This window comes from Archangium violaceum Cb vi76, from assembly GCF_000733295.1.
Classification (GTDB): Bacteria; Myxococcota; Myxococcia; order Myxococcales; family Myxococcaceae; genus Archangium; species Archangium violaceum.
Window position 1 is genome coordinate 66,809 of the sequence record NZ_JPMI01000322.1, and the last position, 26,316, is coordinate 93,124.

Below are 26,316 nucleotides of genomic sequence, written 5' to 3' on the forward strand. Positions count from 1 at the left end.
GAGCCCGGCACACGGTAGTGCCGGGCCCCCTCTTCACCCAGGTGTGCTCCCTAGCAGGGCGAGCGCGTCAGGGCGAGTAACCGAGCGTCAGTCCAATCACGTGGGCGGAGCCCTGGTAGGTGCCTGGCAGCGGCGGGAAGGTGCTCTCGGTCTCCAGCAGGGAGACGAACTGGTAGGCCGCGTCCACCCGGAAGCCCCCGAAGGCATAGCCCGCGCCCAGCGAGACGCGGATGCGGTCCGCGTCCGGCAGGTCCGGCGCGAGCGTCTCCGGGGGAGAGGGTGTCGGGTCGTAGACGAAGCCCGCGCGCACCGCCAGCGCGTCCGTCACCAGGTACTCACCGCCCACGTGGAAGTTCCACCGGTCCTCCCAGTTCTTGACGGAGGGCTGGTTGAATTCGGGCGTCGTCTGGAACTCGTAGAGGAGCTGTTGGACGCTGGACCACTGCACCCAGTTGACGTCGACGGCCAGCGTCAGCTTCTCCAGCGGCTTGACGGACGCGCCCAGCCCCAACGTGGCCGGCATCTCGATATCCAACTGGACGGGCTGATCCGGGAACGCCGGGGCCACCGGGTCCGGGAAGCCCGAGAAGTCCGCGTCGCCCGCGAGGTCCATCACCACCCGGCTGCGGTATTGCACGCCGAGCGTCACCGTCCCCTGCAGCAGGTCCGCCTGGATGCCCGCGTTGTAGCCAATGCCCCAGGCGCTGGTGGACAACGCCACCTCGCCCGTGGCTCCGGCGGCGGGGGAGGGCGGGGGCACGACGAGCTGCCGGCGGGCATCGACGGTTCCGTAGACGGACTGGAAGCCCACCCCGAGCCGCAGCCAGCTCAGCGGCGCATACGCCAGCGTCGGGTTGATGTCGAAGGTGGCCACCTGCGACTCGAGGGCGATCTGCCGTCCCACGAAGTCGTCCGGCCATTTGCTGTTGGCGCCATAGGGCGTGAACACACCCACGCCCACCGCGAACTGCTCGATGGGCTTGTAGACGATGTAGCCGTGCGGCGGGGGTGACACCGGATTCTGCGTCTGCTCGACGCCCGTTGCGGTGGCGGTGAAGCCCAGGTGCCCGAGGATGAGCGAGTCGCCGAGCTGGACGTCCAGCTTCTTCACCCCCAGGATGCCCGCCGGGTTGTAGTAGATGGAGGCGGCATCCTTCGAGCTCGCCACACCCGTCGAGCCCATGCCGGTGGCGCGGGCGCCCTGGGTGTCGATGGCGATGCCGGCTGCCTGGCTGGCGCCCGCGGCGAGCAGCGTCACGACCGTGAGTGTCTTCTTCATACGCGAGTCCTTCTTCGCGACGACCGACTGCGTTTGTCTTTGGTGGGGTAAGGTTGACTCGTACCTGGAGTGAGGCATCCCCCGCCTTTCGGGCCATGGTGCGTGTGCTGCCGGACAGAGGGGGCGGGGGGTCGCGGCTTCGCGTCGGGTGGAAGACGGACGATGCCGCTGGGGCGGTTCCCGGATATAGGTTGGGCCCATGAAAAGACTGCTCGGTGCGATGACACTCATGGCGGCCGTGGGCGTGGCCCAGGCCCAGGCGCAGCAGACTCCTCCTCCGGCCTCCCAGGCGCAGGCTCCCCAGGGCGCTCCCGAGGCGGGCGGCCTCACCTGGACGTCTCCCTCGGGCTGGGAGACGCAGGGCACCCGGCCCATGCGCGTGGCCACCTACCGCATCGCTCCGGCCAAGGGGGATGCCGAGGCCGCCGAGCTGGCCATCTTCTACTTCGGCGCCGGTCAGGGCGGCGCGGTGGACGCCAACGTGAAGCGCTGGCTGGGCCAGTTCCAGAAGGCGGATGGCACCCCCATCAGCGAGAAGGACGCGCGCTCCAAGAAGGAGACCCTCAACGGCCTCGGCGTCACCACGCTGGACGTCAAGGGCACCTATACCGGCGGCGGCCCCATGATGGGCCCCTCCACGCCCAAGCCCGGCTACCGTCTGCTGGGCGCCATCGTCGAGGGTCCCGAGGGCCCGCTCTTCTTCAAGCTCACCGGCCCCGAGCGCACCGTCGCCGCCGCGGAGAAGAACTTCCGCAAGCTGCTCGAGTCGGTGAAGAAGAAGTAGGAAAAAGTTTTCCCACCGCGTCCATCCGGAGTCACCCTTGAACGTCGGGCGTGCGACGCACGTCTGACTCGGGTGTTCCGGGATTCAACAGGCAACCGCCTTCCCTCTGCACGCCGCGCGAGGCGGATACACGTTGGCGGTGAGCCGGGACGTGTGCACTCCGACCCATCACCTTGAACTCCACCCGTGACCACGACACCAGGGCTCCTCCTCCCTGGGTAGGGGAGGTGCACCCTCATCCCCCTTGCTTCGGATGGAATCATGCGAAGTTCCTTGCTGACCCTGATGATGGTGGCCGCGCTCTCGTCCGCGTGCGGCCAGCAGCGGCAAACCCCCGCCTCCGGACAGGTGGACACGAAACAGCTCGCGGAGGACTCGCGCGAGATGGTGCGGCGCTACGGGCAATGGCAGGCGGCCCTGCGCGCGCAGGCCTTGCGGAGCGGTGACAACGAGAAGATGCCCCTGGACCTGAGCGACGAGGTGCACTACCGCTTCGTCTTGAACCGGTTGAAGGCCTCGGGGCTCTCCGCGCTCAACGCGCCCCAGCTCTTCGTGCGCCTGGACGAGCTCCACCGCCGGCTGCCCCTGCCCGAGCGGCCCATGCATGCTCCGGGGGATGGAGTCCTCGCCGCGGGCCTGACGGCCACGGCGGACGGCATGGCGTGCGGACACATGATTCCGCTCGGCCTCGGTGGAGGGGACGACGCCACCGCCCGCTTCCATGGCACGGCGCTCACCTCGTGCTTCGGTGGCTCGGACTATGGCTACGTGGACCTCACGGCCTTCGTCACGGACGAGGACCAGATGTCCTTCCAGTACCTCGCCAGTGAGTCCCACGAGGAGTACGCCGTCAAGGTGTTGGAGACGCCGCCGCTCGCGCTCTCCGTGCCGCGGCAGGACGACAAGCTGCTGCTGGTGGACTCGCTGGCCATGGCCTTCAACGAGACGACGGGCGAGGAGCAGTTCACCTATACGTCGGTCTCGGCCACGCTTCACCCGGTGCCGGGGCTGGGCGAGGGCGACATCGTCCTGGAGCACCCGAAGGATCTGCTCAGGGACACGATCGAGAAGCACATCCGCGTGTGCCTGGAGCGCGGGGCGATCGGCGGCTACCTGGATTGTGATTACGGGATGGTGCGCCGGGAGGCGGATGGGACGTGGACGCCCTTTCCGGCCTCGGGGGCCACGGGCATCGCCGGGGTGGACGTGGACGCCACGAGGGCCTCCGGTGGCGCGACGGGCACGCCGACGTGGATTCCCGACCCGGACGCGTACTTCGAGGCCCCGGTGAAGCCGATGGATCCATCACGCTTCCAGTTGCCCGTGCGCGGCCACTTCATGCCCCACGTCCTGGAGGAGTGCCAGGTGACGAAGGTGAGCAGCAAGGTGGCGGCCATCCTGGTGGATGACGGGGGCTGGTGCGACGCGGGCACGGCGGCCGGCACGGTGGTGGGCAAGGGCGAGCTGCCCTGGACGGTGACGCCCACCGCGTCCGGCGAATACCCCTTCGACGGCATCATGGATTTCGGCACGGGCAACTGCCTGATGCACGCGCAGAACGTGCGGCTGGAGATGTGGGTCTACACCGAGGGATTCTGCCCGGACCCGTATGGCGGCGAGCCGGAGCCCTTCCGCTGCCCGTCGAAGAAGGAGGTGAGGCCGGTGGACTACAAGCGCGGGTGCCTGGCGGAGGGGACGCGGGTGACGCGGGCGGACGGCCGGAGCGTGCCGGTGGAGCAGGTGAAGGTGGGCGAGAAGCTGCTGAGCCAGGGCACGGAGCGGGCGCTGACGGTGACGTCGGTGACGCGCGGTGGGGAGAGCAACCCGCTGGTGAAGCTGCGCGACGAGCAGGGCCGCGAGGTGCGGGTGACGCAGACGCACCCCATGGTGACGGCGGCGCGCGGGGTGGTGCCGGCCAGCGAGCTGAAGGTGGGTGACGCGGTGTTGACGCGCACCGGTGCCCGGAAGCTGGTGGCGGTGGAGCGCGTCCCCTATGCCGGGGCCGTCTACAACTTCGCGCTGGGCACGCCGGAGGAGCTGGCCGGGCTGGGGCCCGAGGCGCGCACGCTGTACGCCGATGGTTTCCTGGTGGGTGACAGCCAGATGCAGGAGGCGCTGGAGAAGGCCCGGCGGGTGGACGCGCGGGCGCTGCTGGCGCGGCTGAACGGCGCCTGGCACGAGGACTTCCGGCTGTCCCAGGCCCGGAAGCTGGCGCGAGCGCGCCGGTAGCCCACGGCCAGGTGCTCGAGGTCCCCGAGGGGCCGTCCCGGACACACCGGGGCGGCCCTTCTGCTTGTGCGCCGTGCTCCGATGGGGGCCCCGGGGTCCTGGGTGGAATCACACCTGCCCCCACCTTTCTACAGGCCAAAAGGTAAGGAAAAGCTTTTCCCCATCCTTTCTACAGACACGTGTATGGGAAAGGATTTGCCCATCCTTTCTACAGCTTTCCACGCGGGAGCCATGAAAGGCTTTCAGCTTCTTCCCTCTCACGTGGGGGGAGGCGGGCGAGGACATCCGCTCGGCTGGCCGTGCCTCCTTCCCGGCGGGTGCAGGGCATTGTTCTTTGTTCGCGGGTTTTCCCCGAAGTGTGTCTGTGTTTGGACAGGGAAGGAAAATCCTTTCCCAGGCCGTCTTCCCATTGCGCGAGGCATCCCCAGTTTCCGCTCGCCTCGCGCTGGTCCGTGAGGAGCCGATTGCCTTTTCATCCCCTGAGGTCAAACCCCATGAAACTGTCTCTGAATGCGTCGTCCCGGAGGCTTCCGCGCCTCGCCCCGGTCATGTTGGGCCTGGCGATGCTCGGCGCTGGCTGCGCCCAGCAGAAGACGCCCGCGCGCGAGGTGGACAAGCAGGCCCTGGCGGCCGACTCGCTCTACATGGCCCGGCTCTACGCCGGCTGGGAGAAGCAGTTGGAGGCGCAGGGGAAGTCGCGCGGCGGCCGCGGCTCGCACATGGAGATCGACCTCGCGGATGACACGCAGTACCGCTTCGTGAAGAACCGCCTCCTGGCCGCGGGCAGCACGCCGGAGAACTCGCCCCAGCTCTTCCGCAAGCTGGAGACGCTCCGCAAGGAGAAGAAGACCGGCACTCCCGGCCCGAAGGCCCGCGAGGACCGGCTCGGCGCTACGGGCGAGCCCATGGAGAACTCGCGGTGTGGCCACCTGCTGCCGCTCACCGACGTGGCCAGCGCCGACAACACGGTGGCGAAGTTCCAGGCCTCCGGCCTCGTCACCTGCTTCGACGGAGCCGACTACGCCTTCGCCGACGTCAACGCCATCGCCACCAACCACGAGCAGACGCAGTTCCGCGTGCTCGGCACCGAGTCCCTCGAGGAGTACGCCAGCGCCGTCCTCGAGACGCCGCCGCTCCCGCTCTCGCTGAAGGTGAACCCGGACGAGGAACTCTTCGTCGACTCGGTGGCCATGGCCTTCGACGAGGAGACCGGCGAGCAGCACCTGTCCTATACGAGGGCCGAGTCCTCCCTGGTGGCCCTGGGTGCGCACGACTTCAACACCATCACCGTGCACCACCCCAAGGAGCTGATCGGGAAGATGCACAGCGACAATCCCGTCCGCACCTGCCTGGAGCGTGGCGCCGTCGCCGGCTTCCTGGATTGTGATTACGCCTCGGGCAGCAAGGATCCCGTCACGGGCATCTTCAAGCCCTTCGCCAAGCCCTTCACGGGCGTGGGCGCGGCGGACCCCGAGGCGAGCCACACCCTGTGGATCCCCGCCGCCGGGGCCTACTGGGAGCCCGCCAGCGGAGCCTATGACCCGAGCCACCTCTACCTGCCCATGCGTGGCTGGTACCAGGTGACCCTGCCGTCGTCCTGCACCCTGGATGCCTTTACGAGCGATGCAACCATTTTCCTGATGGAGCGTGGCGGCCGCTGCTCCGCCGGCACCATGCCCGGCAGCAGCGTCTTCAAGGGGAGCCTGCCCTTCAAGACGCCGATCGTCGACGATTATGACCCCACGAAGCTCAACGTCCCTTTCGATGGGCTGGTGGACTTCGGCAAGGACTGCCTGGACATGTACCAGAACGTGCGCCTCCTGATGCGCGCCACGATGAAGGCCACCTGCGTGGATTCCTCTGGCAACCGCAAGCCCTACACCCGCTCGCGCACCCAGGACATCTTCAACCTCGACTGGCGCAACGCCTGCCTCGCGGAGGGCACGCGCGTGACGAAGGCCGATGGCTCGCAGGTGCCGGTGGAGCAGGTGAAGGTGGGTGACCAGCTGCTGGCCAATGGCCAGGGCCAGGCCCTCACGGTGACGACCGTGTCGCGCGGCGGCGAGCGCAAGCCCCTCGTGAAGCTGCGGGATGCCCTGGGGGGCGAGGTGATGGTCACCCAGACGCACCCCATGGTGACGGCCACCCGCGGCGTGGTGCAGGCCGGTGAGCTGAAGGCCGGTGACTCCCTGTTGACCCGCGCTGGCGCGGCGAAGCTCGTGGGCGTCGAGCGCGTGCCCTTCTCCGGTGACGTGTTCAACTTCGCTCTCGGCACTCCCGAGGAGCTGGCCATCGCCACGCCCGGGACGAACACGATGTACGCCAACGGCTACCTGGTGGGTGACAGCCAGATGCAGCTCACCCTGGAGAAGCAGCGCTCCAGCGACTCCCGCGAGGTGCTCGCCCGCCTCAATGGCGCCTGGCACGAGGACTTCCGCCTGCACCAGGCCCGGAGCAAGAGTGCTCGCCGCTAATCCCCTTCAGGTATGTCCGTGAAGGGGGCCCCTGGGAACAAGCGCGGCCATTTCCCCTCGCCCGCCGGGAGAGGGACGGGGTGAGGGTATCTCGGCTCCCGGGTTGAACCCACTGTCCACACTGGGGTCCAGGGGTTGGAGAACAGGGACGGGCACCCTCACCCCGACCCTCTCCCGAGGGGAGAGGGAATATTCGGTCAGAAGGGCAGCCAGCTCGGCTTCACGCTCCGGGGATTCGTCAGGGTGTAGGCGAGCTGGCTCCGCAGATCTCCGAAGGCCATGTTGTCCAGGTACATGGCCTCGATGCGCTGCCGGCCCACCGCGAGCTCGATGGGCTTGCCGCCCCCCGCGGGCGTCGCCACCAGCGTGTCGCCTCCCGCGTAGCTCACCTGGTAGCGCTTGCCCTTCACGTCCACCGGCACGTCGAAGCGCAGGTCGCGAGGCACCTCGGCCTTGAAGTTCGTCCCCCGCGAGCCCGGCACACGCAGGTCGTCGAGGAAGTCGCGCAGGAAGTCGCGCGTCACCTGGCGCGACTGGCCGTCCAGTGCCGGGTCCACCTTGTCGTCGTACCCGAACTTCAGCGTGCTGTCGCCCTTGCTCGGGTCCGTGAGGTCCCACGTCGGCAGCGTCAGCATGAACTGGTTGGCCTGGGGCTTCGTCCGGTCCATGTAGTCGTTGTAGTCCGCCCCCGAGTCCTTCAGCAGCGTGTAGCCGTTGAGCGCGTTCCACAGCACGTTCGTCGCGTCCAGGTTGCCCGCGGGCAGTGGCTTCGTCGTGTCCTGGTGGTCTGCCGGGTGGCCCGTGGCCCGCGTGTAGAGCGACGCGCCAATCGCCGGCAGGCCGTTCTTGTTGTAGCCCATGGGCAGGTTGTCCAGCGCCCCGCCGTCCACCAGGTGCATGCGCCGGCCCGTCGCCGGGTCCACCACCTGCACCGGCTCGAAGACGCCCGGAATCGCCATCGAGGCGCGCACCGCCAGCGCCACCGGAGTGTCCGGCGTCGTCTCCTGGCTGAAGACGAAGATGCGGTCCTTGGCCGACGTCATCCCGTTGGCCCCCGCCCCGCTGTCGTAGGCCTTCGCCGCTATCAACTGCAGTGGCACCTTCAGGTCCGCGAACGTCACCGGCCGGTCCGTGATGCCCGTCAGCTCGCGCAGCTCCTGGTCGAAGAGCTCGAAGGCCTGCTCCCCGTTGAGGAGTCCTCCGTCCTTCATGTCCAGGTCCCAGTCGTAGAGGTTGCTCAACCGGGGATCCTTCGCCAGGGCTTGAATCTGCTCGGGGCCCGCGCCCGTGGCCGCGAACGCCGCCGCGATGGAGCCCGCCGAGGTGCCGCTCAGGCTCGTGGGCACCACCCCCAGCTCATACATCTCCGCCAGCATCGCGCCGTAGCGCTTGCCCTTGCCCCCTCCTCCCTGGAGGCTCAGGTGCACACCCTGAGGCTCTCCGTCCTTCACGGGCATTCCCAGCTCCGCCCGCCGCGCCGCCACCGCCGCCTTGTATTCCCCGGGCGTACGCACCGTGCGTGCCGAGGCGCCCTCGCCCAGCTTCAGCTCGCGCGGCCCGTTGCCGAAGAGGAAGTCCATGGGCGCTGGCGGCTTCGTCACCGGCGTGCCCGTGGGGAAGTGGCTCGCGTGCAGCTTCCCGCCCGCCAGCTCCTTCTCGAAGAACTGCGGGTCCACCCACAGGGCTCCCGGCTTGGGCGCCGTGGCGCGCGTGTAGCCGGAGTCCGCCTTCAGCTTGCCCTCGGCCGCCTCCAGCGCCTTCTGCAGCTCGGCCCGGCGCGGGTGGTGGGCCGGCGTCATCTCCAGCTCCAGGGCCAGCTGGCGCACCTTGCCCAGCGTCTCGCGGAAGTCCTTCGTCTGGTCGACGAGCTTCTTGCCCTCCTCGTCCCGGATTTTCGGCGGGAAGATGCGCTCGAGCGCCTTGCGCAGGTCGCCCAGGTCCACCTTCTTCAGGGCTTCCAACGGAATCTGGAGCGGCTTGCCGGTGAGGGTGATGCCCTCCCAGCCCGTCTTTCCCGCGGCGGGCTTCACGCCCGTGGGCAGCCGCGCCTCGAAGGTGTCCACCACCCGATTGACGTGGGTGCTGACGTTCTTCGCCGCGTTCTGCAGCGCCTGGCCCACCTTCTCCAGCGGGTGGGAGGGAGCGGCCTCGGGCTGACGCGGGGGGGGCGCCGGGAGGGACGGCGTACGGGTGGGCTTCACGGACATGCCCCATCATCCCCCCAACGGCAAGGCGCTTGCTACAGCCGGAGAGAGCCCGAAGGGGCTTCTTCACTGGAGGTAGTCGTGACGCGCCGCGCTGTCGAGCCCCAAGTCGTTGCAATGCCTGACATCATCCTCTATCCCCGCGACACGGTGATGCGCGCGCTCGAAGTGATGCACCGTTACGGCGTGCACCTGTTGCCAGTGGTGGATGAACGACACGGGGAGATCCTCGGCCATGTCTCCGAGGATGAGCTGCACCGCATCTGGTCCACGCTCCCGCTGGCCCGCATGACTGAAATTCTGACTGCCCGCGCCACGCTCGCTTCGGAAGGAAGTGCAGGCGATCGGCCGCGCGTCGTCCTCCTGCCGGGCGGGCAGGGCGTGCGCTCCACCTGGTTGCACTAACGCGCGTCCGCCACCCGACGGATGGCGGCGACGATCTCCTCGGGCACCTCCTCCTGGAGGAAGTGGCCCGCGGGAGTCTCGGTGACACGGGCGCGCGGAAACACCTCGCGGTGACGCCGCAGTGCCCGGCCGAGAATGGGGTCCTTCACTCCCCACACCAATTCCACGGGTCCCTGGAAGGAGCGGGCCCAGGCGTCTCCCTCGGTGAGCTCGGCCACCGTGGGGTGCTCCGGGCCGTTGGGCACCATGCGCGCCAAGGCCAGGGGCGCCGCCCGGTCCACCACCTTCCTCAAGGGCCACGCATAGGCCCTCGCCACGTCTCCGGAGATGGAGGACGGGTCCCCTTGCGTGCGCCCCAGCACGGGCAGGGGAAAGTTGAACAGCCGGAAGGCCACGTCGCTCACCACCGGCATGCGGGAGAAGCGGTGGAAGGCCGTGGTGCGGAAGCGCTCGGGTTTGAGGAGCGCGGTGTTCATCACCACCAGCCCCGTCACCCGGCCGCCCGCCCTCGCCGCCATCCACGCGCCGATGGGGCCTCCCCAGTCCTGCACCACCAACACCACGTCCTTCAACTCCAGTCCCTGGACGAGCTCCAGCAGGGACTCGCCATGGCGCCGCAGCGTGTGCGCGGACAGCTCCCGGGGCTTGTCGCTCAGCCCCAGGCCGATGAGGTCCGGCGCCACCACCCGGTACGGCCCTCCCGCCAGGCCCGCCATCACCTCGCGATAGAGGAAGGACCAGGTGGGGTTGCCGTGCAGCAGCAGGACGGGGCGCCCCTCCCCTTCGTCCACGTAATGCATCCGCCCGAAGACAGTCGGGGCGAAGCGCGCGCGGTACGGGAAGAGCCGGGTGATGAAGGTGGGAAGTTCGCTCATGGGCGGAAAGCCCTAGCACTTGCGTGCATGGTCAACATCAGCGATCCGCCCAATGCCGACTTCCCAACGGGTTGCCCCCGGGGGCGCGGCCAGATCGCTTCGCGCTTGCCAGGGTGTAGGGGGTCGCCCCCACGCCAACCGGTGGGGGCCGGAGGAGGCGTGGCATGAAGGCTGTGGCGATCATCCTCGCTGCGGGGGAGGCCAGGAAGATGGGCTACTCCAAGGCGCTCATCGAGCACGAGGGGGGCAAGAGCTTCCTGCAGTCGCTCGCATCGACGTTTGGCAAGGCCGGCTGCTCGGTCATCGGCATCATCGGCAAGGAGGCCGAGGCCGTACGCGACCAGCACCCGGCCGTTCACCTGGTGGAGAACGAGCGGTGGCAGGACGGCCAGCTCAGCTCGGTGAAGGCCGGACTGGAGGCGGCCTTCGAGGACGGGGCGGACATCATCCTCCTGCACCCGGTGGACATGCCCGCGCTGCGTGCTTCCACGCTCAAGTCGCTCATCAAGGCGATGGGGGACTCGGTGGAGGCCATCCGCCCCGAGTTCGAGGGGGCCTCGGGCTTCCCCATCATCCTCTCGCGCGGCGCCGCCGAGCGGCTGCGGGACAGGGACTCGACGGAGTCGCAGCTGGAGGTGGCGGTGCGGGGCCTGCAGATGCGCCGCATCCCGGTGAAGGACCCGGGCGTCGTCGTCAACATCAACACCCCGGAGACGTACGAGCGGCTGTTCGGCTCCGCGCCGAAGCTCGCGCCTCCGCCCAAGCGCCGGGGCAAGAAGACCGAGTCCACTGGCACCACGGTGTCCACCGGCGCTTCGGCTCCCATGGAGGCCTCCTCCGAGGGGATCTCCGGCTCGTGAGTCCGGAGTGGCGCGCCCGGACCCGGCTGGCGGGTCCGTGGCCATCCCTCCCTCTCCGAAGCGCGGGAGAGGGGAGGGGAGCCGTTAGAAGTACAGGCCGACGCCGGCGTAGGGGCCGCTGAAGTAGTCGCGGTGCACGACGCCGTCGACCTGGCCCCTGTCGTCGAGCGTCATCACCCGCCAGCCGGCGCGCAGGTTGATGGCGCTGAGGTGCAGCGCGAGGCCCGCCTGGGCATCGATCTGGAGGTGCGGCGCCGGGACGACCTGCGCGCGGGTTTCCAGGTCCAACACGCCGTTGAGGCACCGCTCGAAGGACACGGCGAAGCTCGGGCCCGTGAAGGTGGCGCTCGGTGCCTTCGCCGAGGCGACGCCGCCCTCGAGCCGCAGCCGGGTCTGGTCGTCGGTGTACACCGCGAGCGTCAGGTGCAGGTTGAAGAGGTCGATCTTGTCCACGCCCGGCGTGCCGTCGTCCGTGGGCAGCCGCATGCCGGTCCCCGCCAGGGCCACGCCCCAGTGCTGGCCCTCGATGCCCGCGTTGAGCCCCACCGCCGAGCCCCCCGAGGCCACCGCGAGCCCCTCCGCGTTCACCCGGAACATCAGCAGGTTGCGGTTGCGCTCCTGGGTTTGCTGGACCTGCTGCTGGACCACCGGCTCCCGCCCGTAGGGGTACATGGGCTGCTCGCCGGGCGCGAGCTGCACCTGGGCCTGGACGGGGGGCGGCTGCTGGTAGGTCGTCTCGTAGGTGGTCGTCGCCTCGACGTGCGATGCGATTTCCGCGACATCCGCGGCGATGTGGAGGATGTCCAGGATGGTGCCCACGGTGTCCACGGCGTTGCTGGAGGAGCTGGAGCCGCCGGAGCTGGAGCCGCCAGAGCTGGAACCGCCGGAGCTGCTGTTGCTCGAACCCACCGGGCTGGCGTCGTGCACCTTGTCGTTGCTGGAGGAGTTGGAGCTCTTCCCGAAGCGCGCTTCGGCGGTGCCAGCGGTGAAGAGCAGGCTCGATGCCAGGGAGGTGCACAGCAGTTGCCGGAAGGAGGGCACGGGGATTCTCCGGGGCGGAAAAATGGGCGCCAGTGGGTGACCAGAGGCTCGGACGGCCGCCCGCCCGGTTTATTCACGGCATTTTTCCGCGCGGATTCCGGGGAGGGGTGGAGGCATGTGGGTACGAGGTGTCAGTCGAGGAAGCGTCTCCACCAGCGCGTCGCCTCGTCCTGGGTGAGGCGCAGGCTCGAGTAGGTGGGCGGCTGGTCCAGGGTGGTGGTGTCCGAGAGGTCCAGCGGTTCGAGCCATGGCTCCAGCACCCGAGCGAGCTCCCGGTACGCGGGGAGGGTCTGCCCGGTGGAGAGGTCTCCGGCTTCGGGGTGCTCGCCAAGGGAGACGACCACGCGCTCCTCGTCGAGTGCGTGCATGGTGGTTCCGGGAGAGTGGATGCGAGCGCGAAGGGCCGCGGCGCCACCAAGCTGGTCCAACACGGGCTGCGCGAGGAAGTTGAGCCAGTGGACGCCATCGACACGTGTGCCCATCCGGTGCTCGAAGAGCCAGGCCGGGCGCAGGTCGATGCCCGGGTGGCGGAGGAGCTCGGCGCGGAAGGACTCATCCCTGGAGCGCAGGGGCCAGTAGAGCTGCAGGGCGAGGCCCACGTGACCGGTGGCGAAACGCAGCTGTGAGGCCATCTCCAGGGCGAGTTCTCGCACCTTCGCGGAGCCGTGCGCTTGCAGGTACTCGGTGGGAAGCGTCGCGGTGAGGGGGCTCACCAGGTTGGGAGGGGGCGTACGCGTGGGAAGGCGGGCCCGGTACCAGAGTTGGTAGCCGTTGGTGCTGCCGAAGCCGCCATCGAGGATGAGCTGTGCGAGGTGGCCCCTCTTCACCAGGCGGTGGACCGTGGGTTCGCTGAGCTCTTCGATGAAGCGGAACGGCCGCTCGGGGCGGAGGAGGTAGTGGATGGATTCCCAGCGCTCCTTGCTCAGGGGGCCGCCTTCATCGTCGTTGATATAGGCATGATGGATGGTGCTGGGACCCTGCCCCACGGCATGTACGTAGCTCTCGACCGCGTGCCTCACTCCAGAGGCGATATCGAGGTGGTCGTACGGCAGGTAGAAGGCGAGGCGGACCACGTCTCGCGCGAGCAGTTCTCGCGGCGGAAAGCGTGGGGGCTTGCCACTCCAGAGCCTGACGTGAACGGGGCAACGTCCACGGTGGCGGATGCGAGGAAGGGCAGGCGTCATCAAGGGATGCCAAGTTGGAAGAGTCCCGCGGGAGAGATGACGGCCGCGGGACAACGGATCGAGAGCTTCTGGTAGGCCTTCAATTGCGCCTCTACCCAGCGGGAGTTGCGTGGGTCCAGCTTGTGGGCGGCGAAGCAGGGGAATTTGATCTCATAGACGCACTGCACGTCGGTCGCATTCCTCGTCCCGTGCACCACGAAATCGGGATGGAGGGTATCGACGCCCTTGTCCGTCAGCGCGACTCCATTCACGTCGGGGTCGGGCTTGTAGCGAGGCTCGACGGTGAAGTTCTCGCGAAGCTCTGGAGGTAGGCGAGCCTTGAGGCAGGCAAAGGCCGCGGCGTGCTTGAGCTTCCCCAGTTCCTGGGCAAGAGAGACCTCATCCCCCACTTCATCGAAGCCGACTACTTTCAGGCACTCGGCGTCATTGGGGAACTTCCCGTTCTCGAACCTGAATCCGTCATCCCGCTGTTGGTAGGCCTCGTTGATGTCCGCGTGCGCCTGCGCCACGCACGCCTTGAGGGTTGCTTCGACGAGATCCAACTCCGCGCCGGTCAGGGCCCGTTCGAGGGTATTGAGTCCCTGGACGGCCTCGGCAACCTGGACGACCTTCCCAAGGACCTGGCCAGTCCGGGTCGCCGCTGGCGCGATGAGCTCCCCGGTGCTCGCACTGACCGGAGTGGCACAGGCCGGGCCACACGACTGGTCGAACCGAGACCGAGCGCCGGTGAGTTGCCCGCTCCGGGATGGCTGGGCCTGAAGAGGCCCTGGTTGGAACGTAGTGGAGCAGGAGATGCAGAGGAACGCCGAGAGATGAAGCCAACCAATCCGAGCCACGTGTTCCCCAGCGGAATGAGCCAGGGCCGAGAATGCACCGGGCGCACAACGCCGTGAAGCAGCTCGGGATGTTCCTCGTTCCGGTTACCGCGTCTGTCCCGTGCGTTTCTTGGCCAGCCGTTGATCCGCGGGCGGCGGAGGAGGCGGTGCGGGTTTCGGTGGCGCGGGCATGAGTTGCAGCTCCAGCCGCCGGTTACGCTCCCGGGCCAGCGGTCCGTCATCCACCACCACCGGGTGATACGGCCCGTAGCCCGCCGCCACCAGCCGCTCCGGGCCCAGCTTCGTCTTCTCCCCCAGCAGCCGCACCACCGTCACCGCTCGCGCCGAGGACAGCTCCCAGCTCGTCGCTTCCGGCGCCGTCTCCGGCACCGCGTCCGTGTGCGCCGCCACCTGCACCAGGTGCCCCTCCACCGCCAGCTTCGCTCCCACCCGCGCCAACAGCTCCGCTCCCACCGGAGTCAGCGCCGCCTGGCGCGGCTCGAAGAGCAGCCGGTCCGCCAGCTCCACCCGCAGCCGTCCCTCCGCCTCCGTCAGGAAGACCTCGCCCTTCTCCAGCTCCGCCTTCAGCAACTGCTCCAGCTCCGTGCGCGCCGCCTCGCGCCGCGCGAGCAATACGTTCTGATCTCCGGCTCGCTTGTTGAACGCCGCGTTCTGTGTGGTCAGTCCCTGCTGCTGTTGCTCCAGCAGGCGCATCCGCCGCGTCATGCTGTCCCTCAGCACCTGCAGCTCCGCCACCCGGGCCTCGGACTCACTGGCCTCGCGCTCCAGCTGCTCCACCCGCTGCATCAGCGACGAGATGGAGCGCGACGCTCCCCATCCGCCCAGCACCGTCACCCCCAGCGAGCCCGCCAGCAGCCACCATGGCAACCACCGGCGCCGGCGCTTCTCCGCGTCGCTCGCTGTTCGTTCCATCCGGGCCCCTCGGTTCGCGTGGTTTGAACTCCAAGGATATTCAGGGCGCGCGGGTAGGTCTCAAGGGGGAAGGGGTGGCGGGGCCGCGTACCGTTCAGCGCAGCCAGTTCACCAGCGCCCACGCCGCCAGTGCGACCGGGGCCAGGAAGGCCGCCATGTTCACCGCCGCCATGAGCAGCGCCGCCGCCGACCAGCCCGCGAACGTCATCCGGTCCTTCCGCGTCGGCGCGGGCACCGGCACGTCCATTCCGAGCGCGCTCCGCATCTCCTCCACCGTCCGGCCCAGCAGGGTTTCCCCGTACTCGGAGCGGTAGAGGTTGCGCGTGTGCAGGCCCCGCTGGAAGGCCCTCGCCATCCGCCGAGGCATGAAGAACAGCCCCGCGCCCATCCCCGAGAGGTTCAGCAGCCACGCCACCCAGTGGTCCGTGCACCCGCTCGCCACTTCCCACGCCGAAATCTCGCACTCGCCGGGGAAGTCCGTGCGGTAGCCCGTCAGCACGTGGTGCAGGTCATGGAAGCGCAGCGCCCGCACCCGCTCGGCCGAGTTGGGGAACCAGAACGGCACCGGGCCCACGTCCACCCGCACCCAGCGCTCGTCGTAGTTGCCGCCCTGCCCGAAGCCGTTCTCCTCGAAGTAGCGCTCGCGCGCCTGCCGCAGCGTCAGGGTTGCCTCGATGCTCATGACCGCCTCCGTCTGTTTCCTCCAGAAGTCCCCGCCCCCGGCCCGAGCCCCTTCAGCTGAAGGGCGAAGGAGCGCTCGAGCACCGGGCGCCAGCTGTCCCCGGGGCCCAGTGCCCCCGACAGCCAGCCCATCAACGTCGTGAGGTACAGCGAGAAGAAGTTGAAGCCCGCCATCTCCAGGTCCACGTCCCCGGCCACCTCGCCGCGCTCGCGCGCCGCCGCCACCAGCCCCGCCAGCCGCGCCGCGAAGGCCCGCTCCAACTGCAACCGCTCCCCGGCCGGCCCCGGCTCCATGAAGAGCGCCTCCCGGATGAACATGCGCGCCAGCGCCGGGTCCTTCGCGTACAGCCGGAAGAAGCCCTCGAAGACGTGCAGCAGTTGCTCGAGCAGCGGCGCCCGCGTGGGCAGCGTGCGGAAGCGCTCCTCCTGCACCGCCTCCACCTTCTCGGCCAGGACGAGCATCAGCAGCTCCTCCTTGGTGCGCGCGTAGAGGAACAGCGTCCCCGTTCCCACGCCCGCCCGCTCGGCGATCTCCCGCGTCGTCGTCTCCGCGAATCCCTTGCTCGCGAAGAGCTCCCGCGCCGCCTCGCGGATGCGCTCCAGCTTCTCCTGCTTGTTGCGCTCCCTCAGTCCCGGGGCCTCGGCGGCCTTCGGGGGGGCGCTTCCTCTCCGAGAAGTGACCATGCTCAAAAATGAGTATGCTCAGAAAAATGGCACGGCGCAAGCCAATCGCCCGGGCGTGGGACGGGGAGGGGCGTTCAGCCGAGCGGAAGGAGGAGGAAGAAGTGGGCGCCCTGGCCGGGCGTGCTCTCCACCTTCAGCTCGCCGCCGTGGGCGCGGGCGATTCTCCGGGCCACGTACAGGCCCAGTCCCAGGCTCTCGCGCGAGTGCTTGCCCGAGGCCCGCTGGTAGCGCTCGAAGATGCGCGCCTGGGCCTCCGGGGTGATGCCCGGGCCGGAGTCCCGCACGCCGAGCACCGCCATCCGTTCCCCTCGCTCCACGTGCAGCTCCACCGGCTGGCCGGGGGCGTACTTCATCGCGTTGGACAGCAGGTTCATCACCACCTGCTCCACCCGCAGCCGGTCCACCTTCGCCACCACGGGCGCGTCCGCGCGCACCACCGTGGCGCAGCCCGCCTCGGCCAGCTTCTCCTCGAAGCGGACCACCACCCAGCGCACCAGCTCCGCGAGGTCCACCTCCTCCAGCTCCAGCTCCATCCGCCCGGTGGAGATGCGCGACACGTCCAGCAGGTGTTCGACGAGTTGCTCCAACCGCTCCGTCTGGCGCCGGGCCGTCACCAGAGACCGCCGCAGCTTGTCCTCGGTGGGCATGCGGCCCGCGTCCACCGCCCGCTGCAGGGCCGTCAATTGCAGACTCAGCGCGGACAGCGGCGTGCGCAGCTCGTGCGTGGCGATGGCGACGAACTCGTCCCGCGCCTCCACCGCCTGCTCCGCCTCGCGGTAGAGCCGGGCGTGCTCCACCACGAAGGCCACGCGCCGGGCCAGCTCCTCGGCGTACTTCAGCTCCCGCTCCGTGTAGCTCCGGCCCGGGGTGGCGAGGATGAAGTCGAGCAGGCCCACCCGGCGCGCTCCCACCGACAGCGGCACCGCCATGCACGCGCGCGGCCCCAGTCGCTCCATGGCCCGCAGGTGCTCGGGCGAGCGCGCCGCCATGCTCAGCACCTCGGGGGTGATGTCCGGCAGCAGCAGCGGGCGGCCCTCGTGGAACACCCTCGACAGCGGGCTGGGGCCGCCCACCTTCGGCGGAAAACGCAGCACCTCGTTCATCAGCGGCTGGTGCTCCGGCGCTCGCGCGGCGGCCACCAGGCGGTGCAGCTCACCGTCCTCGCCCACCACGTCGATGATGCAGTAGTCCGCCAGCTGACGCGTGGCCAGCCGCGCCACCGCTCGCAGCGTGCCCTCCCAGTCCAGCGATTCCACCAGCAGGCGCGTGGCCTCGGAGAGGAAGGCCTCGGCGTACTCCGCCCGCCGGTGCGTGGTGATGTCCACCTTCACCGCCACCGCGCCCACGATGGTTCCCAGGGAATCCTTCAGCGCCGTGGTGGAGTGCAGCACCGTGCGCCGCGCACCGTCGAAGGCGACGATCTCCACCTCCTCGTTCACCACCGGGTGCCCGTCGCGCAGCGTGCGCGCCAGTGCCCACTCGTGGGCCTCCAGCCGCCGGCTGTTTCCCGGCCAGTAGCCCTCGTAGATGCCGTACTCCTCCAGCCCCACCCGCGGCAGCGGGCCGCCCCAGATGTTCTCCACCACGGGGTTGGATTCCAGCGGCCACCCCCGCGCATCCACGATGAAGACGCCCACCGGCATCAGCCGCAGCAGTGCCCTCAGGTGCTCGCGCTCGGCGAGCAGGGCCGCGGCTTCCGGAGGACCGGGTCGATCGAGCTGGGACATGACTGCGTGGACTCCCCCCGCTTCCACCATACCGTCACGTCCACCCGGGGGGCGTGGGGGGACGGGCTGGACGTCCTCCACTGCGCGTTTCCCAGGGATTCCCAGGGGCTGAGAACAATCCCCGCCTCCTGCCTCGCGTGAGGTGCGCGGGGCCCACCCCCTTCCGAGCAGGGTGCGCAGTGGACGGACGCCCTGGGGGGATGGGCATGGGCCCGGTGGGTTCCTGGGTTCTGGGAGGGAGGGCCTCCGCGCGAGCCCGGGCAGGGGCGGTCAGGCATGGGACGTGCCTGACTGGCAGTCCGCTGGATTGACGAGGGAGAAGGCCGACCGTGACGAGGGTGACTGCCAGGCCCGCCGTCCTGCTGGTGGACGACCACCCCACCAACCTCCTGGCGCTCGAGGGAGTGCTGGAGCCGCTCCAGGTGCGCACGACGCAGGCCACATCCGGGGAGCAGGCGTTGAAGTGTCTGCTCCGGGAGGACTTCGCCGTCATCGTCCTGGACGCGGTGATGCCGGGGATGGATGGCTTCGAGACGGCCCGGCTCATCCGCCAGCGGGCGCGGCACCGGGACACGCCCATCATCCTCATCTCGGCCTACCAGAAGGATGAGTCCTCCATCATCCGGGGCTACGTGGAGGGCGCGGTGGACTACCTCACCAAGCCCCTCGAGCCGGAGGTGCTGCGCGCCAAGGTGGCGCTCTTCGTGGGCCTGTTCGAGAAGGACCGGGAGCTCAAGGAGCGGGCGGCCCGGCTGCGTGAGGAGCAGGCCGAGTTGCTGGCGCGCGAGCATGCGGCGCTCCTGGAAGCGGCCGTCCAGCGGGCGCGGCTCCACGGCGTCTTCACGCAGGCCCCCGTGGCCATCGCCCTGTTGCAGGGGCCCGTGCACGTCTACGCCTATGCCAATCCGCTCTACCTGCGGCTCGTCGGGCAGGGGGACATCCTCGGCAGGCCCGCGCGCGAGGCCCATCCGGAGATCGACGGGCAGCACGTCTTCGAGCTGATGGACCATGTCTTCCGCACGGGCGAGCCGGTGGCGGGCAAGGCGATTCCCCTCCATCTGGAGGAAAGGCGGGAGACGGCCTTCTTCGACTTCGTGTACCAGCCGCTGCGCGACGGTGTGGGGCGCATGGAGGGCCTCCTCGTGTGTGCCTGCGAGGTGACGACGCAGATGCGCGCCCGGCTGAAGGCGGAGGAGCTGTCGGCGAGCCTGCGGAGCCAGCACGAGGCCCTGCGGAAGAGCGAGGAGCGCTTCCGCTCCCTCATGCACGCCGTCTCGCAGATTGTGTGGACGACGGACGCCGAGGGCCGTGTCGCCGCGGACTCGCCCAGCTGGAGGGCCTTCACCGGCCAGCCGCGGGAGAAGTACCTCGACGGGCGCTACGGCTGGTTGGAGTGCATCCACCCCGAGGACCGGGGCCGGACGGTCCGGCTGTGGGTGGAGGCGCTGCGGCTGCGGAAGGTCTTCGAGGCCGAGCACCGGTTGCGCCGGCATGACGGGACGTACCGGACCATGTCCGTGAGGGGCGTGCCGGTGGCGACGGAGGATGGGCAGGTGCGCGAGTGGGTGGGCATCCACATCGACATCACCGAGCAGCGGCGCTCCGAGGAGTCCGCCTCCTTCCTCGCCCGTGCGAGCGCGGTGCTGTCCTCCTCCCTGGACTACGAGGGCACCCTGGCCCACGTGGCCCGGCTGGTGGTGCCCACGCTGGCGGACTGGTGCGCGGTGGACCTGCTGACGGCGGACGGCGGCCTCGAGCGTGTCGCGGCGGCCCACCGCGAGCCGCAGAGGGTGGAGCGGGTGTACGAGGTGCTGCGCCACTTCGAGCTGGACTGGAATGCGTCCCGCGGCCTGGCCAGGGTGCTGCGCACCGGCGAGCCGGAGTGGCTGCCCAACGTCCCGGAGTCCTTCTTCGACGCGGGGGCGCGGGACGAGCACCAGACGCGGCTGCTGCACGAGCTCGGCCTCGCCTCCTACCTGTGCGTGCCGCTGCTCAGCCGGGGACGGATTCTCGGGGCGCTCACGCTCGTCTACGCCCGGGAGGGCCGGGAGTATGACGAGTGGGCGCTGCGGCTGGTGGAGGACCTGGCGCGCCGCGCCGCCAGCTCGGTGGACAATGCCCGGCTCTTCCGCGAGGCGAAGGAGGCCGTGCAGGTGCGCGACGAGTTCCTCTCCATCGCCTCGCACGAGCTGAAGACGCCCCTGACGCCGCTGCGCCTCAAGCTGCACTCGCTGCGCAGGTCCGCCCGGGTCGCGGGGGATGGGGCCATGGACAGCCGGGCGCTGCTCGCGCACCTGGACGCCGCCGAGCGGCAGGTGGCCCGGCTCTCGCGCCTCATCGACAGCCTGTTGGATGTCTCGCGGATTGGCGCCGGCAAGCTCGAGCTCGACTGGGAGGACGTGGACCTGGTGGAGGTGGTGCGCGAGGTGGTGGGCCGCTTCGAGCCCCAGGCCACCAAGGCCGGCTGCCGCGTCACGGTGAGCGCCCCGGGGCCCGTCGTCGGCCGGTGGGACCGGCTGCGGTTGGATCAGGTCGTGACGAACCTGCTCACCAACGCGCTCAAGTACGGGGCCGGCAAGCCCGTGGAGCTCTCCGTGTCCACGCAAGCGGGGCACGCCGTGCTGCTGGTGCGGGACCAGGGCATCGGCATCGACCCGGGCAACCTCTCGCGCATCTTCGAGCGCTTCGAGCGCGCCGTGTCCCAGCGCCATTACGGCGGATTGGGCCTGGGCCTCTACATCACCCGCACCATCGTCCAGGCGCTCGGCGGCACCATCGAGGCCCGCAGCACCCCGGGCGAGGGCTCCACCTTCAGCGTGTCGCTGCCGGGCGTGTATGCCGAGCGCGCCCTGCGGACACCCGCGTCATGAGCGAAGAGGGAAGGGGGCCGAAAAAGTTGAGGCGGCGCGCCCGGGGAGGGGAACCGGACGCGCCGCCCCCGCCGCCCCCGCACCCATGAGGTGCCAGGCGGAAGTGCAGCCCTACTGCATGAATGCACCGGTGGCCTTCCCAGGGGACCGCCGGAGCTTGCGGCGCCTACCTCGCGCCGACACTTTCGGTTGTACTCGGAGGGTCTGACATCCCCGTGGGCCCCAGCGTCTCCCCGGCGCCAGGGCCCACGGTTCCTCCGCCGACCGCGATTTCCTTCTACACGGAGGGTCTGACACGCCCGCGCCACCAGTGGTTCCACCTCCGGGCTGACGCGCTCCGGCTTGATTCCGGGGGGGGCGGGAGCCTATTTCCTACCTCCTGCGACAGAGAGGGGCCCAGGACGATGGCGATTCGATGTGTGGTGCTGGATTTCGACGGGACGTTCACCGACGCGGCGGCGGAAGGCGCGCCCTTCGTCCAGCACTTCCGTCGGCGCCTGTCCGAGGAGCTCGGCCGGGACGTGATGGAGGCGGGGTGGGCGGACGTGGAGGCCGGGGTGCTGGCCAGCAACGAGGAGCACGGCTGGGAGGTGGGAGGCCGCATCGTGGCGCCGGCCACGGCGGACCCGTACCTGCTGGCCAACTTCGTGGCGCGGCGGCTGTGTGACCGGCTCGGGGTGATGCAGGACAAGGCCCAGCGCGCGGCGCTGTTGGACACGCTCTACCGCGAGGCGTACGCGCAGGTGGGCATGGCCTTCAAGCCCGAGGCGAAGGAGGTGCTGGAGGCGTTGCTGGACACGGGGCTGCCGGTGCACGTGGTCACCAACGCGCACACGGCCACGGTGGAGGCGAAGCTGACGAAGCTGGCCCCGCGCGGCCGCGAGCGGCTGCGGGTCTCGGGGGATGCGCGCAAGTTCCTCATCGAGCCGGCCTCCGCCGAGGACGCCATCTTTGGCGCCGTGCCGGAGACGATGCAGGTGGAGGCGCTGGTGCGTCCCGTCCACCTGCGGCGGGGCCGCTACTACGATGCGCTGCGCCGCATCTGGAACGAGACGGACACCTCGCCGGAGACGACGCTGGTGGCCGGCGACATCTACGAGCTGGACCTGGCGATGCCCGCGGCGCTCGGCGCCCACGTGCAGCTGGTGCAGCGCGCCAACACGCTCGAGTACGAGCGCCGGGCCATCACCGCGCTCGGCTCGCGCGGCGGCATGGATCCGAGCCTGCGCGCCATCCTCCCGCGCCTGCGCGGCTGAGGCGGTGCACTGTGTTCGTCGGTGCTCCCTTGCGAGGGCGAGGGGGCGCGCTTCTTCATTCCAGCGGAGGTGGAGCTTGCTGCCGCTGGAAGCGAAGGGCTAGCTTGCGCCCGGAGCGCACCATAACGAACCGATGACGAGGCCAGCGCACCCATGATTCGCGAAGTCTCGATCGAGAACTTCAAGTCCATCCAGGAACTCAACCTGCAACTCGGACGGGTCAACACGTTCATCGGCGCGAATGGCAGCGGCAAGAGCAACATTCTCGAAGCGATTGCACTCCAATCGGCTGCGGCGCAGAACAAGCTCGACAACGAGTTCCTGGCATCGCGGGGCATTCGCGTCACCGAGCCGGTGTTCATGCGGGCGGCTTTCGCTGAAGAGGGAGCGCCGCGTGACATCACCATCAGCGTACAGATAGACGACGGTGTCGAGCTTAAACATCGCCTTCGGGCCGATGAGACATCGGCATATGCGCGATGGCAGGATGAACTCACCCTGAATTTTTCCGGGCCGATGCGGCATCATGCTGATGAGGTCATTAGAAGGATCGTGGGGGAAATGCCCCCCGACTTCTCACCTCCACTGCGCGCGGCGTTGGAGAGGGTGGCGCTTTCTACCTATTCTGGATTGCCAGACTTCATTGTTTTCTCTCCTGAGAATTCATATCTGCGCGTATTCCAAGCCGAAGGTCAGATCTTGCCGCTTGGAATCAAGGGCGAAGGACTCTTCGCTCATCTCAAGGCGCTGAATACCAGTTCCCACGCTCGTCTCGCCGAGGTCATGGACAAGCTCGCGCTGATCGACTGGTTCGAGCGTCTGGACTTCCCTGCTGCTCTCGCGCCCGGCGAGCGAAGCATTCGCATTCGCGATCGCTATCTGGCCGAAGGTGCCCTCTTCGATCAGCGCAGTGCCAACGAAGGTTTCCTCTTCCTCCTGTTCTACCTCACTCTCTTCATCAGCCCGGACACGCCCCGTTTCTTCGCCATCGACAACGTCGACGCGTCCTTCAACCCCAAACTCTGCGCCACCCTCATCCAAGAACTCACGGGGCTCGCCAAGAAGTATGAGAAGCAGGTGATTCTCACCACGCACAACCCCGCCGTGCTCGACGGTATCGATCTCACCGATAGCGAGCAGCGCTTGTTCGTCATCGCCCGGAACAAGGACGGGCACACCAAGGCACGTCGTGTCTCGCCGCCCAGGCCCGTCGAGGGGGAGCCACCCATGAAGCTCTCGGAAGCGTTCATGCGTGGCTACATCGGTGGGCTGCCCAAGAACTTCTGACGAGGTGACACGTGCCCAGCTTCGGCATCGTCGGAGAAGGAGTCACCGACCAGATCGTCGTCGATAACATCCTGCTCGGATACTTCGGCGATGAAGAGCCAATCGTCAACTACGTGCAGCCGCCGCTCGACAAGACTGGCGAGACGAGGGACCCCGCTCCCGGTGGCTGGGGCCTGGTGTTGAAGTTCTTCGAGCTTGGCGAGCACCGGCGCGCTCTGCAGTTCAACGACTACCTGGTGGTGCAGATCGACACCGACGTGTCCGAGCAGAAGGGCTACGACGTCCCCCACCGTGAAGGTGGCCGGGAACTCGAGGTGGCGGAGCTCGTCATGCGCGTCACCGAAAAATTCAAGGGAATCATCGGAGACGAGTTCTTGAGGGCACATGGCCACCGCTTCCTCTTCGCCGTCGCCGTACACGGAATCGAGTGTTGGTTGCTGCCCCTCTTGTATGAGGACAATCGGGCGACGAAGACCACGGGTTGCCTGGATGCCTGCAATCGCGAGCGCATCAGGCGCAACAAGCCACCGCTCTCTGCCGCGGGACACAAGAGTGAAACGAAGAATGTGAAGGCGTATCAGGAGGTCGCTCGCGAGTACGCGAAGCGCAAGCGGCTGTACGCCGTTCGTGACAAGAATCCGAGTCTCGCGCTCTTTATCGCCCAGCTGGACACAAGCAATGTGAAGGCCCAGCCAGGTGCTGCGCCCCTGGAGGGCCTGCCCGTGGAGCAGTCCCCGGGCGCATCGGCTGCGGAGGAGTAACTTGTCTAGAATGGCCCGCCTCCACACACGTGCGAGGGGAGTCGATTGATGCGCGTCGTCCAGAAGCCGTGCCTCGTTCTTCTCGTGGGTGTTTTCGCGAGCGCCTGCGCCACGCCGGGGGAGAAGCGCGAGCCCTCCCAGTTCAAGAAGTGGCCCTCCAAGCCGCCGGATTGTGAGTTCGATGTCTTCGAGGCGGACGTCGAGCCCTCGGAGCCCTCGCGTCCCTACGAGGTGCTGGGCACGCTGGCCCTCGACGGCAACCAGTGGATGGGGCAGGGGGGGCGCAAGGAGGCGCTGCGCCAGACGGCGTGCACGGCCGGCGCGGACGTCGTCCTGCTCTCCCGTCCCTTCGAGCGGGGTTTTGGCAAGCAGGTCATCCGCTCCTACGACGTGCGCTTCGCCGTCTACACGGATGTGCCCCCTCCGCCCGAGGTCCAGGCCGAGCGCGAGGCTGCCCGAGAGAAGCCGCCCCCGCCGCGTTCACCGGACACCGTTCTGGTCCCCGCCCCCTCCTGGGAAGAGGGGACGGAGGGCACTGCTGTCATCAAGAAGCAGTAGGCTGGAGGGGTCGACTCCACACTGACGGAGGAGGAGCCCATGAGAGGGATGCGAGGAGGGGCGTGGACCCTGGCGGGTGTATCGCTGGCGCTCGCACTGGTGCTGCCTGCGGGCTGCAAGACACCGGGCAGCTTCCGCGAGCCCGTGGCCCGTTTCCAGGAGGGCAGCACCGAGGCCAGTACCGCGCTCGGCCGGTACTACTCGGAGCTCAACCGCTTCGAGCGTGACCTCTATCTCGACGAGCGTTTGTATGACACCTCCCTGGAGGTGTTCGCCAGTGACGCCGCGGGGAGGCCCACGCCCCTGGTGGGCAAGCTCTTCTCCCCCGAGTCCATCCAGGCCCGCATGGATGCCATCGCCCTGCTCGGCGTCTACGCCGAGCGGCTGGCCACCCTCGCTGGCGCGGAGAACCCCGGCAAGCTGTCCGAGGGCTCCCAGGCCCTGGGCACGCAGCTCGGTACCCTGGGCAAGCAGATGGAGTCGCTGGCGGGCAGGGGAGACGCCTCGGCCAGCCGGTACGTGGAGCCGGTGACGACGCTCGTGGGCGTGGCCACCTCGCTCTTCCTGGAAGCCCGGCAGGCCGCGGCCCTCCAGAAGGGCATCGAGCAGGGCGCACCCCAGGTGAACGCCATCCTCGACCTGTTGGAATCGGACCTCGTGGAGGTGCTCGGGCCCCAGCGTCTCACCGGGGCGAAGCAGGCCCTCGCCTCCCGGGTCATGTTCTACAACCTGAACCGCGAGAAGCTCTCCCTCGCCGAGCGCCGCGCCGTGCTCGACGACATCCGCCGCGCCTCCGATACCTACGAGGCCCTCGTGGTGGCCCAGCCCGTGGAGATGGCCCGCGCCCTGCGCGATGCCCACGAGGCCCTCCTCCTCTTCGCCCGCTCCGAGCGCAAGGTGGAGTCCTTCGAGGAGCTCTCCGCCGCCATGCAGTCCTTCCAGGGCCGTGTTCAGACCGCCGCCGCCGCCGTCCAGCGCATCAGCGAGCCTCCCAAGAAGGAGTAAGCCCCATGCTCTTCGACACCCAGACGTTGACCCGCATCGTCGAGCGCAGCTTCGAGTTGTCGATGAGTGGTGCCCTGCCCGCCGAGACCCGTGCCCAGTACCTGGCTCATGGCAAGCGTCTGCGCGAGCTGCTCATGCAACTGCTCGGCGCCCGCTTCGACGCCGACGCCGCCGAGTTCAAGCAGGCCACCGACGCCATGCACAACACCAACCACGCCCTCACCGAGGCCGCCGATGAGCTGAACAAGGTCACCCAGGCCGTGGCCCGGTTGACCGAGCTCGCCGGGTACCTGGACAAGGCGCTCGGGATCGCGAAACGGGTTGTCTCGTAGCAACCCGGGGTACGTGGCACCCTCACCCCGACCCTCTCCCGGGGGGCGAGGGGATATTGAAACACGAAGCCC

22 protein-coding genes are annotated in these 26,316 nt (G+C 68.9%); 12 read left to right on the plus strand and 10 right to left on the minus strand.

Annotation, left to right across the window (positions count from 1 at the left end; all coding sequences use genetic code 11):
- Positions 1–67: 67 nt before the first annotated feature.
- Positions 68–1,279 (minus strand): OmpP1/FadL family transporter, encoded by a 1,212-nt coding sequence (locus tag Q664_RS43650; RefSeq protein WP_043410641.1) that lies wholly within the window; start codon positions 1,277–1,279, stop codon positions 68–70.
- Between the two features lie 199 nt (positions 1,280–1,478).
- Here Q664_RS43650 and Q664_RS43655 point away from each other — a divergent pair, with 199 nt between their 5' ends.
- The 3 genes from Q664_RS43655 (at position 1,479) to Q664_RS43665 (ending at position 6,766) form a co-directional block, all read left to right on the plus strand.
- The gene (locus Q664_RS43655) at positions 1,479–2,063 is read left to right on the plus strand and encodes a hypothetical protein (RefSeq protein WP_043410644.1); all 585 of its coding nucleotides are present in this window, start codon (positions 1,479–1,481) and stop codon (positions 2,061–2,063) included.
- A gap of 261 nt (positions 2,064–2,324) precedes the next feature.
- Complete coding sequence (locus Q664_RS43660; protein ID WP_152622676.1) at positions 2,325–4,292, plus strand: Hint domain-containing protein; 1,968 nt, start codon at positions 2,325–2,327, stop codon at positions 4,290–4,292.
- Between the two features lie 494 nt (positions 4,293–4,786).
- On the plus strand, positions 4,787–6,766 hold the full coding sequence (locus Q664_RS43665; protein ID WP_152622677.1) for a Hint domain-containing protein: 1,980 nt from the start codon (positions 4,787–4,789) through the stop codon (positions 6,764–6,766).
- Positions 6,767–6,963: 197 nt separating this feature from the next.
- Here Q664_RS43665 and Q664_RS43670 read toward each other — a convergent pair whose 3' ends face one another.
- On the minus strand, positions 6,964–8,973 hold the full coding sequence (locus Q664_RS43670; RefSeq protein WP_043410652.1) for a patatin-like phospholipase family protein: 2,010 nt from the start codon (positions 8,971–8,973) through the stop codon (positions 6,964–6,966).
- 78 nt (positions 8,974–9,051) lie between these two features.
- Between Q664_RS43670 and Q664_RS43675 the strand changes: the two genes are divergently transcribed.
- Positions 9,052–9,375 carry a CBS domain-containing protein gene (locus Q664_RS43675; protein ID WP_063934865.1) on the plus strand — a complete coding sequence of 108 codons (324 nt, stop codon included), beginning with the start codon at positions 9,052–9,054 and terminating at the stop codon, positions 9,373–9,375.
- Here Q664_RS43675 and Q664_RS43680 read toward each other — a convergent pair.
- Positions 9,372–10,250 carry an alpha/beta fold hydrolase gene (locus tag Q664_RS43680; RefSeq protein ID WP_043410654.1) on the minus strand — a complete coding sequence of 293 codons (879 nt, stop codon included), beginning with the start codon at positions 10,248–10,250 and terminating at the stop codon, positions 9,372–9,374. The genes Q664_RS43675 and Q664_RS43680 overlap by 4 nt on opposite strands.
- Positions 10,251–10,414: 164 nt before the next feature.
- Here Q664_RS43680 and Q664_RS43685 point away from each other — a divergent pair, with 164 nt between their 5' ends.
- Positions 10,415–11,110, plus strand: a complete 696-nt coding sequence (locus tag Q664_RS43685) for a nucleotidyltransferase family protein (protein WP_043410657.1) — start codon at positions 10,415–10,417, stop codon at positions 11,108–11,110.
- A gap of 84 nt (positions 11,111–11,194) precedes the next feature.
- Here Q664_RS43685 and Q664_RS43690 read toward each other — a convergent pair whose 3' ends face one another.
- The 7 genes from Q664_RS43690 to Q664_RS43720 form a co-directional block, all read right to left on the minus strand.
- A complete protein-coding gene (locus Q664_RS43690) occupies positions 11,195–12,151 on the minus strand; it encodes a porin family protein (protein WP_052519428.1) in 957 nt (318 codons plus the stop codon).
- A gap of 131 nt (positions 12,152–12,282) precedes the next feature.
- Entirely contained in the window at positions 12,283–13,224 is a 942-nt protein-coding gene (locus tag Q664_RS53525) for a type VI immunity family protein (protein WP_052519429.1), read from the minus strand.
- 110 nt (positions 13,225–13,334) lie between these two features.
- Positions 13,335–14,171 (minus strand): hypothetical protein, encoded by an 837-nt coding sequence (locus Q664_RS43700; RefSeq protein WP_043410659.1) that lies wholly within the window; start codon positions 14,169–14,171, stop codon positions 13,335–13,337.
- Positions 14,172–14,255: 84 nt separating this feature from the next.
- Positions 14,256–15,083, minus strand: coding sequence for an OmpA family protein (locus tag Q664_RS43705; RefSeq protein WP_084610862.1), 828 nt, complete (start codon positions 15,081–15,083; stop codon positions 14,256–14,258).
- 94 nt (positions 15,084–15,177) lie between these two features.
- The gene (locus Q664_RS43710; protein ID WP_052519430.1) at positions 15,178–15,765 is read right to left on the minus strand and encodes a hypothetical protein; all 588 of its coding nucleotides are present in this window, start codon (positions 15,763–15,765) and stop codon (positions 15,178–15,180) included.
- Positions 15,762–16,448, minus strand: a complete 687-nt coding sequence (locus Q664_RS59655) for a TetR/AcrR family transcriptional regulator (RefSeq protein ID WP_052519431.1) — start codon at positions 16,446–16,448, stop codon at positions 15,762–15,764. Before Q664_RS59655 ends, Q664_RS43710 begins: the two co-directional genes overlap by 4 nt.
- A gap of 74 nt (positions 16,449–16,522) precedes the next feature.
- Positions 16,523–18,175, minus strand: coding sequence for a sensor histidine kinase (locus Q664_RS43720; RefSeq protein WP_052519432.1), 1,653 nt, complete (start codon positions 18,173–18,175; stop codon positions 16,523–16,525).
- Positions 18,176–18,504: 329 nt separating this feature from the next.
- Here Q664_RS43720 and Q664_RS43725 point away from each other — a divergent pair, with 329 nt between their 5' ends.
- From Q664_RS43725 to Q664_RS43755, 7 genes are all read left to right on the plus strand, one after another.
- Complete coding sequence (locus Q664_RS43725; RefSeq protein WP_084610864.1) at positions 18,505–21,045, plus strand: ATP-binding protein; 2,541 nt, start codon at positions 18,505–18,507, stop codon at positions 21,043–21,045.
- A 404-nt stretch (positions 21,046–21,449) separates the two neighbouring features.
- The gene (locus Q664_RS43730) at positions 21,450–22,301 is read left to right on the plus strand and encodes an HAD family hydrolase (protein WP_043410663.1); all 852 of its coding nucleotides are present in this window, start codon (positions 21,450–21,452) and stop codon (positions 22,299–22,301) included.
- Positions 22,302–22,454: 153 nt separating this feature from the next.
- Positions 22,455–23,588: an AAA family ATPase gene (locus Q664_RS43735; protein WP_043410665.1), complete on the plus strand. Its 1,134-nt coding sequence runs from the start codon at positions 22,455–22,457 to the stop codon at positions 23,586–23,588.
- Between the two features lie 11 nt (positions 23,589–23,599).
- Positions 23,600–24,349 carry a hypothetical protein gene (locus tag Q664_RS53535; RefSeq protein WP_052519434.1) on the plus strand — a complete coding sequence of 250 codons (750 nt, stop codon included), beginning with the start codon at positions 23,600–23,602 and terminating at the stop codon, positions 24,347–24,349.
- 48 nt (positions 24,350–24,397) lie between these two features.
- A complete protein-coding gene (locus tag Q664_RS43745; protein WP_043410667.1) occupies positions 24,398–24,907 on the plus strand; it encodes a hypothetical protein in 510 nt (169 codons plus the stop codon).
- Between the two features lie 39 nt (positions 24,908–24,946).
- Positions 24,947–25,912 (plus strand): hypothetical protein, encoded by a 966-nt coding sequence (locus Q664_RS43750; RefSeq protein ID WP_152622678.1) that lies wholly within the window; start codon positions 24,947–24,949, stop codon positions 25,910–25,912.
- A 5-nt stretch (positions 25,913–25,917) separates the two neighbouring features.
- Positions 25,918–26,244, plus strand: a complete 327-nt coding sequence (locus tag Q664_RS43755; RefSeq protein WP_043410671.1) for a hypothetical protein — start codon at positions 25,918–25,920, stop codon at positions 26,242–26,244.
- The last annotated feature ends 72 nt before the right edge of the window (positions 26,245–26,316 follow it).

Bases quoted from the DNA above. Each gene is read 5' to 3' on its own strand.
- Q664_RS43650 (WP_043410641.1), bottom strand. From the start codon at position 1,279: ATGAAGAAGACACTCACGGTCGTGACGCTGCTCGCCGCGGGCGCCAGC.
- Q664_RS43655 (WP_043410644.1), top strand. From the start codon at position 1,479: ATGAAAAGACTGCTCGGTGCGATGACACTCATGGCGGCCGTGGGCGTG.
- Q664_RS43660 (WP_152622676.1), top strand. From the start codon at position 2,325: ATGCGAAGTTCCTTGCTGACCCTGATGATGGTGGCCGCGCTCTCGTCC.
- Q664_RS43665 (WP_152622677.1), top strand. From the start codon at position 4,787: ATGAAACTGTCTCTGAATGCGTCGTCCCGGAGGCTTCCGCGCCTCGCC.
- Q664_RS43670 (WP_043410652.1), bottom strand. From the start codon at position 8,973: ATGTCCGTGAAGCCCACCCGTACGCCGTCCCTCCCGGCGCCCCCCCCG.
- Q664_RS43680 (WP_043410654.1), bottom strand. From the start codon at position 10,250: ATGAGCGAACTTCCCACCTTCATCACCCGGCTCTTCCCGTACCGCGCG.
- Q664_RS43685 (WP_043410657.1), top strand. From the start codon at position 10,415: ATGAAGGCTGTGGCGATCATCCTCGCTGCGGGGGAGGCCAGGAAGATG.
- Q664_RS43705 (WP_084610862.1), bottom strand. From the start codon at position 15,083: ATGGAACGAACAGCGAGCGACGCGGAGAAGCGCCGGCGCCGGTGGTTG.
- Q664_RS43710 (WP_052519430.1), bottom strand. From the start codon at position 15,765: ATGAGCATCGAGGCAACCCTGACGCTGCGGCAGGCGCGCGAGCGCTAC.
- Q664_RS59655 (WP_052519431.1), bottom strand. From the start codon at position 16,448: ATGGTCACTTCTCGGAGAGGAAGCGCCCCCCCGAAGGCCGCCGAGGCC.
- Q664_RS43720 (WP_052519432.1), bottom strand. From the start codon at position 18,175: ATGTCCCAGCTCGATCGACCCGGTCCTCCGGAAGCCGCGGCCCTGCTC.
- Q664_RS43730 (WP_043410663.1), top strand. From the start codon at position 21,450: ATGGCGATTCGATGTGTGGTGCTGGATTTCGACGGGACGTTCACCGAC.
- Q664_RS43735 (WP_043410665.1), top strand. From the start codon at position 22,455: ATGATTCGCGAAGTCTCGATCGAGAACTTCAAGTCCATCCAGGAACTC.
- Q664_RS43745 (WP_043410667.1), top strand. From the start codon at position 24,398: ATGCGCGTCGTCCAGAAGCCGTGCCTCGTTCTTCTCGTGGGTGTTTTC.
- Q664_RS43750 (WP_152622678.1), top strand. From the start codon at position 24,947: ATGAGAGGGATGCGAGGAGGGGCGTGGACCCTGGCGGGTGTATCGCTG.
- Q664_RS43755 (WP_043410671.1), top strand. From the start codon at position 25,918: ATGCTCTTCGACACCCAGACGTTGACCCGCATCGTCGAGCGCAGCTTC.